This window comes from Janthinobacterium aestuarii (genome assembly GCF_046113285.1).
Lineage (GTDB): Bacteria > Pseudomonadota > Gammaproteobacteria > Burkholderiales > Burkholderiaceae_D > Janthinobacterium.
In genome coordinates this window covers 3,047,490-3,059,566 of record NZ_CP142524.1, presented here as the reverse complement: position 1 = coordinate 3,059,566, position 12,077 = coordinate 3,047,490, and the positions used below count along the sequence as shown (strand labels likewise).

Sequence of the window (12,077 nt, the reverse complement as noted above, 5' to 3'; positions counted from 1 at the left end):
AATCTTTCAAAGGCAGTCCCATGACCACATTCTCCAACAAGTTCCCCGCCATCCTGGCCACCGTCGCCGCCACCCTGGCCATCCACAGCGGCCTGGCGCAGGCGCAGCAAGTATTGCGCGTGTCCGCCATCCCCGACGAAGCGCCGACGGAATTGCAGCGCAAGTTCAAGCCGCTGGGCAGCTATCTGGAGAAAAAGCTGGGCATGAAGGTGGAATTTACGCCCGTCACCGATTACGCGGCCTCCGTGGAAGGCTTGATCAATCACAAGCTCGACATGGTCTGGTTCGGCGGTTTCACGTTTGTACAAGCCAACGTGCGCAGCGGCGGCAAGATCGTGCCGCTGGTGCAGCGCGAGGAAGACACGAAGTTCCGCTCCGTGTTCGTGACCACCAGCAAGGACATCAACCAATTGTCTGACCTGAAAGGCAAGAACTTCACGTTCGGCTCGGAATCGTCGACCTCGGGCCACTTGATGCCCCGTTACTACTTGCTGGCCGCCAAGATCAATCCGGATACGGACATGAAGCGCATCGCATTCTCGGGCGCGCATGACGCCACCGTGGCGGCCGTGGCCGGCGGCAAGGTCGATGCGGGCACCTTAAACATTTCCGTATGGGAAAAGCTGGTCGAAGCGAAAAAGGTCGATCCAAGCAAGGTGCGCGTGTTCTACACGACACCCGGCTACTACGATTACAACTGGAGCGTGCGCGCCGACATGAACCCCGTCGTGCGCAAGAAGCTGACGGACGCCTTCCTGGCGCTGGACCCATCGACGGCCGAAGGCAAGGAAATCCTCGAGCTGCAGCGCGCGACCAAATTCATCCCGACCAAGGCCGAGAACTACAAGGATATCGAAGCGGCCGCGCGCGATGCGAAGCTGTTGAAGTAAACTACGTCGTCGCGTTTTATCATAGGTCGGATTAGCGGCAAAGCCGCGTAATCCGACACAAGCGATAATGCCAACAATGTTGTCGGATTACGGCCTCCGGCCTAATCCGACCTACGCTGCCGTCGCATGGCGTAATCCGACACACCAACGCCCCCATACCGAACATCGCATGACATTCCAACTTCACAAGGTCAGCGTCCACCACGCGGGTGCCGCCGGCAATGCGCTGGCCCTGCGCGACGTGGACCTGGACGTGGCCCAGGGTGAACAGATCGCCCTGATCGGCCCGTCCGGCGCCGGCAAGACCAGCCTGCTGCACACCTTGGCCTGCGCGCTGCGCCCGGCATCGGGCACATTGCACATCCTTGGCACGTCGCCCTGGCAAGTCGGCAGCGGCGAACGCCACGCCTTGCGCGCTCGATTATTCCTGGCGCCGCAAACGCCGCCGCTGCCGCCGCGCCAGCGCGTCGTCAACGCCGTGCTGGCGGGCCGCCTGCCGCAATGGAGCTTGTGGACGGCCATCCGTTCGCTGCTGGTGCCCGTCGATCCGCGCGCCGCATGGGAAGCGCTGGGCAAATTCAACCTGCAGGATAAACTGTACGCCAGGGTCGACCGCCTGTCCGGCGGCGAACGCCAGCGCTGCGGCATGGCGCGCGCGCTCGTGTCGGATGCGCAAGTATTTCTCGTCGACGAACCGCTGTCCGCGCTCGACCCCACCCTGGCTTTGCAGACGATCCATGTGCTGCAGGCGGAAGCGACGGCGCGCAACGCCACCCTGATCTGCAGCCTGCACCAGGTGGAGATCGCGCGCGCCTGCTTTACGCGCATCGTCGCCCTGCGCGACGGCCAGATCGTCTTCGACTTGCCTGGCGCCGAGGTCAGCGACGCCATGATCGCCGAGCTGTACCGCAACAAGGCCGACGCCGCGCCCCAGTTCGAATCGGTGGAAGCGAACCTGGACGCCGCGAGGCCCCTTTGCTGAAGAGCGCCGACGCCGCCATGCCGCGCGACCCCGCCTGGCGCGGCCGCCTGACCGGGGCTGCCATCGTGCTGCTCGTGCTGTGGCCGATGCTGGTGCAGGCTGAGTTCAAACCGTGGATACTCTGGGATGCGCAAAGCCTGGCAGCCACCTGGCAATTCATCGCCAGCTTCGTGCCGCCCGCCCACTCGCTGGAATTTTTGCAGCTGGTGGCCATTTCCAGCTGGGAAACCATCGCCATGGCCACGGCCGGCATGGCGCTGGCCATGCTGGGCGCCATTCCCCTGACCTTGCTGGTGACGGAGCGCTTGTCGATCTCGCGCATCGGCAGCGGCCAAGTGTCGCCGCTGGCCGCCAGCGTGCGCCATGGCGTGCGCGCGCTGCTGGTGCTGCTGCGCAGCGTGCCGGAACTGGTCTGGGCATTGCTATTGGTGCGCATCGTGGGACTGGGGCCGACGGCGGGCGTGATCGCCATCGCGCTCACGTATTGCGGCATGCTGGGCAAGGTGTATGCGGAAATCCTCGAATCATCGGACGCCGCCGCCTGCAACGCGCTATTGCACAACGGCAGCGGCAGATTAAAAGCCTTGCTGTACGGCGCCCTGCCCGAATCGGCCGCGGAACTGGTGTCGTACACGATCTACCGGTGGGAATGCGCGATCCGCGGCTCCGTCGTCATGGGATTTGTCGGCGCGGGCGGCCTGGGCCAGCGCATGGATGAATCGATGAAGATGATGGCAGGCAATGAACTGGCCACCATGCTGATGGTGTTCGTGCTGCTGGTGGCGGGCGCCGACGCCGTCTCCGCCATGCTGCGCCGGAGGCTGGCATGAAGACTGAACCGATGTTGCCCGCCCCTGCCCCCGTGCGCTGGTCGACCTGGGCCTTGCTGGCCGGTCTGCTGCTGCTGGTCATCGCCAGCTTCGCCACCCTGCCCCTGAAATGGGGAGAATTCTTCAGTGCCGATGCCGTGCGCACGACGGCCGATTTCCTGCACGGCTTCGCCCCGCCCGAGCTGGCCAGCCCTTTCCTGATGAAAGTGGGCATTGCCACCTTTGAAACACTTGCCATGTCGGCCATCGGCACGGTGATCGCCGCCATCCTGGGCGCGCTGCTGGCCCTGCCCGCCAGCGGCCGTTTCGGCAGCCTGGCGCGCAACGCGACGCGTGGCGTGTTGAATGTGCTGCGCTCGATCCCGGAGCTGGTGTGGGCCTCAATTTTGCTGATCGCCGCCGGCCTGGGCCCGTTCGCGGGCACACTGGCGCTGGCCCTGCACACGGTGGGCGTGCTGGGCCGCTTGTTTGCCGAAGCGTTCGAAAACTGCCCGCCCTTGCCGGCCGCCACCCTGCGCATCAACGGCGCCCGGCCTGCGGTGGCCTTTTTGTACGCGACCTTGCCGCAGTGCGGGCCGCAGATGATGTCCTACACTTTGTACCGCTGGGAAAACAATATCCGCGCCGCCGCCATCCTCGGCGTCGTCGGTGCGGGCGGCCTGGGGCAGATGCTGAAATACCATCTGTCGCTGTTCCAGATGCAGAACGCCGCCACCGTCATCGTCGCCATGCTGCTGATGGTGGCCGCCGTCGATGGCCTCAGCTACCTGCTGCGCCGCGCCATGACCCGCTAATTTTCACTTTTCACAAGGAATGCCCATGTCAGGCTGGTGGACGATTATCTCGGCAGAAACGCCGGAACAAATGGCCGATATGACGAAGGTCAACAAGGAAGCGTTTCTCGCCACGTGGGAAGCGGGCCTGTTCGGCGCCGACTGGATCGCGCAACTGTGTGAGCAAGGCAAGGCGACCCAGCTGGCCTTCAACGGCTTCCCCAACCGCTACACGGCCTCGGCGGACGTCATCGCGCCCCTGCTGCTGGCGGGCATCGCCGAAGCGCAGGATGGGGAATTTCCGCAAGACAAGCCCACGGGCTGGCCCGGCAGCATTACCGTGCACGGGGAGCGCATCACCGCCTGCAGACCTGGACAGTTGCTGACCATCGAAGTGTGGGACCAATCGTAAATGATGATCAGAGGCAAATGATTTACACTGGCAGCTGAACAATAAAGGAGTCCATGCATGGGATTGGCAATAACAGTCGGCGCTCTGGCCGACCTGCACGAAGAAGACCCGGAAGGCGCGCAATGGTTGGCCGATTCCCTGGCGCAAGCGAACGCCCTGCTGCAAAAAGCGGGCTTGCCGCACCATGGCGAACCGCTGGTCTTGCCGCAACTGCAGTCGCGCGCAGCGCTTGATTCCTTTCCATACAGCTATCTGCATTATCTGCGCCGCGCGTATGCGCATGCGGTCCAGGATGGGCAATGGCGGGCCACGCCGCTGGCCGAAGGCGAGGATCCAAGCGAAGATCCGGTGCTGGAAGCGGCGCAGGATGACCTGGACAGCCATCTGCTCTGCCATTCCGATTGCGAGGGCTTTTATTTCCCCCTCGTCTTCGACGACGTCATTTTTGCCGATGATGAACATCCGCTGCTGGGCGGCATGCTCGGTTCCTCGTACAGCCTGCGCGCAGAACTCGTCACGGTGGCGCCCGCGCTGGGCATTTTCCTGCTCGGCGACGAGCTGAGCGATGAAGAAGCGGCGCGCATCAATGCGCGTATCGACGCCGAAGACGGCCTCGAGCGCGAACTGATCGCCTGGCTGGCCGCGTATGAGGCATGCAGGCTCAGCATCGAACACAAGACGGCGATCGTCTTCAATTGAGCCTGCTGATACGCCCCACCGCCGCCAACGACTGGCCGGCGCTGAAAGCCACGCGCCTGGCCGCCCTGCTCGACGCCCCCACGGCCTTTGGCGCCAGCCACGCCAGCGCGGTCCGCTTTTCCGATGCCGACTGGCAGCAGCGCGCCACCAGCACGCCGCAGCGCACGTTTTTCCTTGCCTTTGACGGAGAACAAGCCATCGGCCTGGCCGCGCAAGTGGTGGCCGGCAACGGCGAATGCCATTTGATCGCCATGTGGGTACAGTCCGCATATCGGGGCCTGGCCGTGGCGCAAGGCCTGGTCGAGGCCGTAAAACAATACGCCGTGGACAACGGCCACGTTCGCCTGGTGCTCGACGTGGCGCCCGGGAACGCCCGTGCGGCGGCGTTTTACCAGAAGCAGGGGTTTGTCTTTTTGCCCGAATGGGAAGCGCTGGAAAGCCATCCGGATATCCGAGTGCAGAAGATGGAGTGGCTGGCGCCGGCTAGCCGGTAGTTTGCTGATAGTAGCCCAGGCCCTGACACCGCTGGAACTGTCGGGGCGCGCATACAACACGATGTGAGCAAAATTGTGGGGACGGCAGCAAACGACGCAATGATCCTGTTAATATTGCCAAATACTTAAATGACTGGCGCCATCCGACGGACAAGTGCCACGCCATTCAAGCATGACGGATGTATTTTCCTGCCCCGCAGGCCACTCTTGCATAGACTGTCAACACCATGAAAAAACTGCTCCTGGGCGCCCTCGCCGCCTGCTGCGCGCTGCATGCCGGCGCCGCCCCTGTCGAAGACTTCATCGGTACCTGGAAACTGGAACGCACCACCGTCCCGAACTATGTCGTCATCAAACAGGAAGGCGAGCGGCTCGTGGCGCTGCGCTACTCGCGCAATGTGCTGACCAACAAGATCACCGAGCGGCGCTTTCCCGCCAGCTATGCGAACGGCGACGTCACCATCGCTGCGGGCGAGACCATCATCGAAGCGCGCAGCGTGAATGACGTGGCGACCGTCAAGACGCTGGCGGAAGCGTACAAAAAGATTTCGTCCTCCACGGCCGCACCGACTAGTTAAGGAATGGCGCAGATTTGAGTCACATCATCATCCGCCAGCGCTATCCGGGTGCAAAAGATGGAGTCGATAGCGCCGGCATGAGCGCAATCAGTTGGCACACCCCGAGGATGAAGCGTGTATGACTGGATTTTCGACGCCATCGTCTGGGTCGTTCGCCTGCTGGTCTATAACGTAGTAGGAACGGTCATCGAAAAACTGTTCATTGGCCGGGCTGGGCAATGCTACGGCTGCTCACCCTGGGCCATTACCCTCCGGCAAGAGGGCTTCCTCACCATCATTTTGCCGTCGCCCTGTTTACTGCAATAGTCATTGCTTCCGGCTTGCTGATGGCATGGGCGTAATTGCGGACGCGCCGCCTGGGCGACCTGCGGCTTGCGTGCGAAGTCCACTGGGCCATCGACAAGGAGACCTTGCCTTTCGCCATGCGCACCATGATGAGCGCAATGGGCGGGCCCTGCAATTTTGTGTCGCAAAAAGGCACCTACAGCTTTGCCGAAGGGCGGCGCATCACGGCTGCGACGATCAGTTTCAACGGCAAAAGCGCGTCCGTGCCCTTCAGCGGCCATGCTTTCACGCCGCCGTTGCGGGAGCAGGACTGGAGCGATGACAGTATGATCGAACTGGCATTCGACAACGATCAGGCTGCGCAGTGACCAGCGCAGTACCCTACTTCACCCGCTGCTTTTCCAGCTTGCGCGCCAAGGTGCGCCGGTGCATGCCCAGTCTTCTCGCCGTTTCGGAAATATTGAAATCCGTCTCGGCCAGCATTTCGTGGATGCGCTCCCATTCCAGGGTCTTGATGTTGGTGGCGCGGTTCGTCAGTTCGATGTCGGCGTTGCCGGCCACGTGGCCGAAGGCCGCTTCGATGTCGTCCGTGTTCGACGGTTTCGCCAAATACTGGCAGGCGCCCAGCTTGATGGCTTCGACGGCCGTGCCGATGCTGGCGTAGCCCGTCAGCACGACGATCAGCATTTCCGGGTCGTGCTGGTGCAGCATCTGCACGCAGGCCAGGCCGGACGTATTGCCATTGAGTTTCAAATCGACGACGGCGTAGTCGGGGCAATGCTGTTCCAGCAAGGCGCTCGCCTCATCGAAATTGGTGGCCAGGATGACCTGATAGCCGCGCCGTTCGAACGAGCGGCCCAGGGTGCGGGCAAACGCGGCATCGTCTTCCACGATCAGTAACAGACGGTCATCCTGCATGGTGGTCGCTTTCTCTTTCCAGTTTGATGGCAGCCAGCGGCAAGGCCAGGTGCACCACCGCCCCGCCCTGTACCCGGTTGCGCGCCGTCACCGTGCCGCCCAGGGTACGCGCGACATTGACCACCAGGAACAGGCCGAGGCCGCCGCCGGGCTTGCCCTTGCTGCTTTGATATGGTTTGCCCAGGTGCGTCAGCATCGACGGCTCGAAGCCGGGGCCCGCATCGGTAACGACCAGGTGCAAGGCGTCCGCTTCGCGCGTCGCTTCAAAACGCAGCCATTCGGGCGATGCTTCCAGCGCATTGTCGAGCACATTGCAGATGGTTTGTTTCAAGGTCGAATCGAAGACGACGGGCACATCGTGCTCGATGCGGTTATCGTACTCGAAATCCTGGATCGGGCGGCTCGTGCGCCACTCGTCGACCAGGTCGTTGAGGAAGGTATTGATCGTCGTCTTCACGGAAGATTCCCCGCGCGCCTCGCCCGCCGACAATAAAATGCCGCTGACGATGCTCTTGCAGCGCTGCAATTGCGCCTGCATTTCCGTGATTTCTTCCAGCAATTCGCTGTTCCTGCTCAATTCCGGCATGCGGCGCCAGTCGCCGAGGATGACGGACAAGGTTGCCAGCGGCGTGCCCAGCTCGTGCGCGGCGCCCGAGGCCAGCAAGCCCATGCGGATGATGTGCTCCTCTTCCGCCGCGCGCTGGCGCAAGTCGGCCACCTTGGCGTCGCCGGCCCGCTGGTTGCGGTTGATGCGCGTGATGAACACCACCAGCAAGGCGGCGTTCAAAATAAAACAGATCAGCAGGCCCTGCACGTACAGGCTGGAAAAACCGCGCTCGGGGTCGATCGGCAGGATCAAGGGGCCGGGCAGCAAGGCCAGGCCCGCCAGGCACAGGCTGGTAATGGCCACCATGATCCAGGTCGACCACACTTCCAGCAGCACGGCGCTGAGGATGACTTGCAATAAATACAGGAAGGCAAACGGATTGCTGATGCCGCCGCTCAGGTAGAGCTGGGCCGTCAGCACGGTGACGTCGACCAGCAGGGCAAGAAACAGGGCCGTATTGGAAACGGGCTGGCGTTCGTGCCAGCGCAAGAGGCTGGCAAGGTTAAAAGCGATGAGGCAGGACAGCACTTCGAGCATGTAGGGCACGGGCAAGGCGATGCCCAGTCCCACGCCCACGCCGAAGATGGTGCTGATCTGGCCGATCACGGCGAGCCAGCGCAGCTGGATCAGCAGCTTCATGTTCTGGTGGCCGGCCGGATGTTCCATCTCGGCCGCCACGGCGCCGCGTTCTAGTACCTCGCGGTTGGGCAGGATTTCAATCCTGCCCGGCATGGTCGCTTTCCTGGCGATCGGCATTGCCCGCCTTGCGCGCGCGGCGGCGCCGGTCTTCGCGCACGATCCACCATGTGATGCCGGCCACCATCAGGGCCAGCGCGAACCACGTCAAGGCGTACACGAGGTGATTGTTGTGGAACGAGATCACGGTCAGGCCGCCGACGGGGGCGTCACTGGCCGTTTCCGATTTCTCTTTCGCATCGACGAAATATGGCGCCACGTTGCTCAGCATGTGCGAGCCGGCGATGGCGGCCACGTCGCGCGAATACCAGTGCTGCGTGGCAGGACTGTTTTCACGCAAGAAACCGCCGCCCGTCTCGCTGATGCGCAGCAAGCCGTCGACCTCGACGATGCCGGCCGGCGTGCTGGCGGCGATGCTGGCGCGTTTCGGCACAAAGCCGCGGTTGATGAGCACGGTGCTGCCGTCGGCCAGGCGCAAGGGCGTCACCAGCCAGTAACCGCTGCCCAGTGCCGTCGTTGCTTGCACCAGGGTATTGAATAGGGGGAGATAAGTACCGGAGAGTCGCACATGGCGGTATTCATCCGTTTGCTGCGTGATGCTGGCCCAGGCTGCGGGTCCAGGCGCGTCCGTTGCGGGCGCATGTACGCGTTGTTCGACGCGCTCGATCAGGTCAAGCTTCCAGAACAGGCGCTTGACTTGCCAGGTTCCCAGGACGCAGAAACCGGCAAACAAGATCCCCGCCAGCAAGGCTAGCGCATACCGCACAGCCATGCCGCGTGGGCCTGGCGCGGCATCTTGCGATGCGGCGCCAGGGGCGCGCCCGGTGTTGCTTGGGCGCGGTTGACTCATCATGGAGCCGTTTTCGTATGCATGTACTCAGGCATCAGATCCGGCATCATGTTGTGGTTCATGTGGTACATGACCCACAGGGAACCGGCCATGGCAATGCCCACGATCATGATCGTGAAGATCAGCGCCATCATGTTCCAGCCGCCTTCGGACTTGGTGTTCATGTGCAGGAAGTACACCATGTGTACCACCACTTGAACGGCCGCGAATGCCAGCAGGACCAGGCCCATGGTGCCCGAGTTGGTGATGGCTTTCGTCATCACCAGCCAGAACGGAATGGCCGTCAGGATCACCGACAGGATGAAACCGATGGCGTAGCTTTTCAGGCTGCCATGATCGTGGTTGTCATGGTGGTGGCTATCGCCGTGTGTGTGGTGGTCGCTCATGGCAGCACTCCCATCAGGTAGACAAAGGTGAAGACGCCGATCCAGATGACGTCCAGGAAGTGCCAGAACAGCGACAGGCACATCATGCGGCGGCCGTTTTCCGGGGTCAGGCCATGCTTGTTCAACTGGAACATCAAGGTCACGAGCCAGATCACGCCGAACGTCACGTGCAAGCCGTGGGTACCGACCAGGGCAAAGAACGACGACAGGAACGCGCTGCGCTGCGGACCGGCGCCTTCGTGGATCAGATGAATGAATTCATACATTTCCAGCGACAGGAAGGCCAGGCCGAACAGACCCGTGATGCCCAGCCAGACCAGGGTGCTGCGCAATTGCTTGCGCTGCATGGCCAGCATGGCGAAGCCGTAGGTGATCGACGACAGCAGCAGCATGGCCGTGTTGACGGCCACCAGCGGCAGGTCGAACAGCGCGGCGCCCGTCGGGCCGTCCGCATAGCTGCGGCCGACCACGGCGTACGTGGCGAACAGACAGGCGAAGATCAGGCAATCGCTCATCAGGTAGAGCCAGAAACCGAGCAAGCTGCCGTTTTCCGGGTGGTGCTCGCGCACAAAGTAGCTGCGCGTGCTTGGTGCGGCGCCAGCGGCGCCGGTGTTATGGGCGATGGTATCAGACATGGCTGCTCAGCAATTTAGTATAAGCGTCTTCGGTACGGACCACTTCTTCCGCAGGAATGTAGTAATCGCGCTTGTAGTTAAAGGTATGGACGATGATCGTAATCATCATGACCACGAAGCCAACGCTGGCGACGAGCCACATTTGCCAGATCAGGCCAAAACCGACCAGTGCGGACAGTGCGGCGATCACGAAACCAGCCCAGGTGTTCTTCGGCATGTGGATCTTCGTGAAACCGGACGTCGGACGCTGGTAACCGTGTTTCTTCATGTCAGTCCATGCATCGAGTTCGTGCACTTGTGGCGTGAAGGCGAAATTATAGTCTGGCGGTGGCGACGACGTCGACCATTCCAGCGTACGGCCGCCCCATGGGTCGCCGGTGACGTCGCGCAGGGCGTGACGGTTGCGGAAACTCACATAGAACTGCATCAGCAGGGAACCGATGCCCAGCGCGATCGAGACGGCGCCAAACCAGGCGATGATGGTCCAGATTTGCAAGGATGGATCTTCAAAGTGGTTGACACGACGGGTCACGCCCATCAGGCCCAGCACGTACAGCGGCATGAAGGCCAGGTAGAAGCCGACGAACCAGAACCAGAACGAGCACTTGCCCCAGAACGCGTCGAGCTTGTAGCCGAAGGCTTTCGGGTACCAGTAGTTAATTGCAGCAAATACACCAAACACCACGCCGCCGATAATCACGTTATGGAAGTGGGCGATCAGGAACAGGCTGTTATGCAGCACGAAGTCCGCTGGTGGTACGGCCAGCAGCACGCCGGTCATGCCGCCGATGGTGAAGGTGACCATGAAGCCGATCGTCCACAGCATCGGCAGTTCAAAGCGGATACGGCCGCGGTACATGGTAAACAGCCAGTTGAAGATCTTCGCGCCCGTCGGGATCGAGATGATCATCGTCGTGATGCCGAAGAAGGAGTTGACGCTGGCGCCCGAACCCATGGTGAAGAAGTGATGCAGCCATACCAGGTAGGACAGGATCATGATGACGCAGGTGGCGTACACCATCGAGGCGTAGCCGAACAGACGCTTGCTGCTGAACGTGGCGACCACTTCCGAGAACACGCCGAACAGCGGCAGGATCAGAATGTAGACTTCCGGGTGACCCCAGATCCAGATCAGGTTGACGTACATCATGGCGTTGCCGCCCAGTTCCGTCGTGAAGAAGTTAAAGCCGGCAACGCGGTCCAGCGACAGCATGGCCAGAACAGCCGTCAGCACCGGGAAGGCGGCGACGATCAGGATGTTGGTGCACAGTGCGGTCCAGGTGAAGACGGGCATTTTCATCCAGGTCATGCCCGGTGCGCGCATCTTGACGATGGTGGCGATCAGGTTGACACCGGACAATAGCGTCCCGACCCCGGCAATCTGCAAGGACCAGATGTAATAGTCTACCCCCACGTCCGGACTGCCGACGATGCCCGACAGCGGCGGATACGCCAGCCAGCCCGTGCGGGCGAATTCGCCGACGAACAGCGAAGCCATGACCAGGGCGGCGCCCATGGTGGTCATCCAGAAGCTGAAGTTGTTGAGGAATGGGAAAGCCACGTCGCGCGCGCCGATCTGCAGCGGCACCACGTAGTTCATCAGACCCGTCACGAAAGGCATCGCGACGAAGAAGATCATGATCACGCCGTGGGCGGTGAAGATCTGGTCGTAGTGATGCGGCGGCAGGAAGCCGGCATTGTCGCCAAAGGCGATCGCCTGCTGGGTACGCATCATCAGCGCGTCGGCAAAGCCGCGCAGCAGCATGACCAGGCCCAGGATCATGTACATGATACCGATTTTTTTATGGTCGATACTGGTGATCCAGTCGCGCCACAGGGTACCCCAGACGCGGAAATACGTCAGTGCCGCAACGAGTGCGATACCGCCCAGGGCGACCATTGCAAAGGTCGCCAGCAGGATAGGTTCGTGAAATGGAATTGCATCCCAAGTCAGACGGCCGAATATAAGCTTCGTCAGATCAATATGGTCTAGCATTGTTACTCTCAGAGAAAAAAGGGAGGCGCCAGGCAAGCGGCGCCAG

16 protein-coding genes are annotated in these 12,077 nt (G+C 61.8%); 10 read left to right on the top strand and 6 right to left on the bottom strand.

Going from position 1 to position 12,077, the window contains the following annotated elements; translation table 11 throughout:
• Nucleotides 1-20 precede the first annotated feature (20 nt).
• The 10 genes from OX462_RS13790 to OX462_RS13745 all read left to right on the top strand — a co-directional run bounded on the left by OX462_RS13790 (nucleotide 21) and on the right by OX462_RS13745 (nucleotide 6,311).
• Nucleotides 21-890 carry a putative selenate ABC transporter substrate-binding protein gene (locus OX462_RS13790; RefSeq protein WP_070218836.1) on the top strand — a complete coding sequence of 290 codons (870 nt, stop codon included), beginning with the start codon at nucleotides 21-23 and terminating at the stop codon, nucleotides 888-890.
• Between the two features lie 169 nt (nucleotides 891-1,059).
• Nucleotides 1,060-1,872, top strand: coding sequence for a phosphonate ABC transporter ATP-binding protein (locus OX462_RS13785; protein WP_409028693.1), 813 nt, complete (start codon nucleotides 1,060-1,062; stop codon nucleotides 1,870-1,872).
• A gap of 17 nt (nucleotides 1,873-1,889) precedes the next feature.
• Nucleotides 1,890-2,702, top strand: a complete 813-nt coding sequence (locus OX462_RS13780; protein ID WP_070288559.1) for a PhnE/PtxC family ABC transporter permease — start codon at nucleotides 1,890-1,892, stop codon at nucleotides 2,700-2,702.
• The gene (gene phnE / locus OX462_RS13775; protein WP_070310425.1) at nucleotides 2,699-3,496 is read left to right on the top strand and encodes a phosphonate ABC transporter, permease protein PhnE; all 798 of its coding nucleotides are present in this window, start codon (nucleotides 2,699-2,701) and stop codon (nucleotides 3,494-3,496) included. Before OX462_RS13780 ends, phnE begins: the two co-directional genes overlap by 4 nt.
• Nucleotides 3,497-3,521: 25 nt before the next feature.
• Nucleotides 3,522-3,887 (top strand): hypothetical protein, encoded by a 366-nt coding sequence (locus OX462_RS13770; protein ID WP_409028692.1) that lies wholly within the window; start codon nucleotides 3,522-3,524, stop codon nucleotides 3,885-3,887.
• Nucleotides 3,888-3,944: 57 nt separating this feature from the next.
• Complete coding sequence (locus OX462_RS13765; RefSeq protein WP_409028691.1) at nucleotides 3,945-4,586, top strand: putative DNA-mimic protein; 642 nt, start codon at nucleotides 3,945-3,947, stop codon at nucleotides 4,584-4,586.
• Nucleotides 4,583-5,080: a GNAT family N-acetyltransferase gene (locus OX462_RS13760; RefSeq protein WP_256267156.1), complete on the top strand. Its 498-nt coding sequence runs from the start codon at nucleotides 4,583-4,585 to the stop codon at nucleotides 5,078-5,080. Before OX462_RS13765 ends, OX462_RS13760 begins: the two co-directional genes overlap by 4 nt.
• Before the next feature lie 227 nt (nucleotides 5,081-5,307).
• A complete protein-coding gene (locus OX462_RS13755) occupies nucleotides 5,308-5,658 on the top strand; it encodes a hypothetical protein (protein ID WP_070288460.1) in 351 nt (116 codons plus the stop codon).
• A 114-nt stretch (nucleotides 5,659-5,772) separates the two neighbouring features.
• Entirely contained in the window at nucleotides 5,773-5,964 is a 192-nt protein-coding gene (locus OX462_RS13750) for a hypothetical protein (RefSeq protein WP_070310429.1), read from the top strand.
• Between the two features lie 116 nt (nucleotides 5,965-6,080).
• Nucleotides 6,081-6,311, top strand: coding sequence for a hypothetical protein (locus OX462_RS13745; RefSeq protein ID WP_409028690.1), 231 nt, complete (start codon nucleotides 6,081-6,083; stop codon nucleotides 6,309-6,311).
• 13 nt (nucleotides 6,312-6,324) lie between these two features.
• Here OX462_RS13745 and OX462_RS13740 read toward each other — a convergent pair whose 3' ends face one another.
• Genes OX462_RS13740 through cyoB form a run of 6 tightly spaced genes read right to left on the bottom strand, consistent with a single transcriptional unit; the run spans nucleotide 6,325 to nucleotide 12,031 of the window.
• Complete coding sequence (locus OX462_RS13740) at nucleotides 6,325-6,861, bottom strand: response regulator transcription factor (RefSeq protein WP_034788474.1); 537 nt, start codon at nucleotides 6,859-6,861, stop codon at nucleotides 6,325-6,327.
• Nucleotides 6,851-8,200 carry an ATP-binding protein gene (locus OX462_RS13735; protein ID WP_141749869.1) on the bottom strand — a complete coding sequence of 450 codons (1,350 nt, stop codon included), beginning with the start codon at nucleotides 8,198-8,200 and terminating at the stop codon, nucleotides 6,851-6,853. The genes OX462_RS13740 and OX462_RS13735 overlap by 11 nt, the downstream gene beginning before the upstream one ends.
• Nucleotides 8,184-9,017 carry an SURF1 family protein gene (locus OX462_RS13730; protein ID WP_409028689.1) on the bottom strand — a complete coding sequence of 278 codons (834 nt, stop codon included), beginning with the start codon at nucleotides 9,015-9,017 and terminating at the stop codon, nucleotides 8,184-8,186. The genes OX462_RS13735 and OX462_RS13730 overlap by 17 nt, the downstream gene beginning before the upstream one ends.
• Nucleotides 9,014-9,400, bottom strand: a complete 387-nt coding sequence (gene cyoD / locus OX462_RS13725; protein ID WP_034788483.1) for a cytochrome o ubiquinol oxidase subunit IV — start codon at nucleotides 9,398-9,400, stop codon at nucleotides 9,014-9,016. The genes OX462_RS13730 and cyoD overlap by 4 nt, the downstream gene beginning before the upstream one ends.
• Nucleotides 9,397-10,035 carry a cytochrome o ubiquinol oxidase subunit III gene (cyoC, locus tag OX462_RS13720; RefSeq protein WP_034788486.1) on the bottom strand — a complete coding sequence of 213 codons (639 nt, stop codon included), beginning with the start codon at nucleotides 10,033-10,035 and terminating at the stop codon, nucleotides 9,397-9,399. The genes cyoD and cyoC overlap by 4 nt, the downstream gene beginning before the upstream one ends.
• Entirely contained in the window at nucleotides 10,028-12,031 is a 2,004-nt protein-coding gene (cyoB, locus tag OX462_RS13715) for a cytochrome o ubiquinol oxidase subunit I (RefSeq protein ID WP_070288466.1), read from the bottom strand. Before cyoB ends, cyoC begins: the two co-directional genes overlap by 8 nt.
• Between the last annotated feature and the right edge of the window lie 46 nt (nucleotides 12,032-12,077).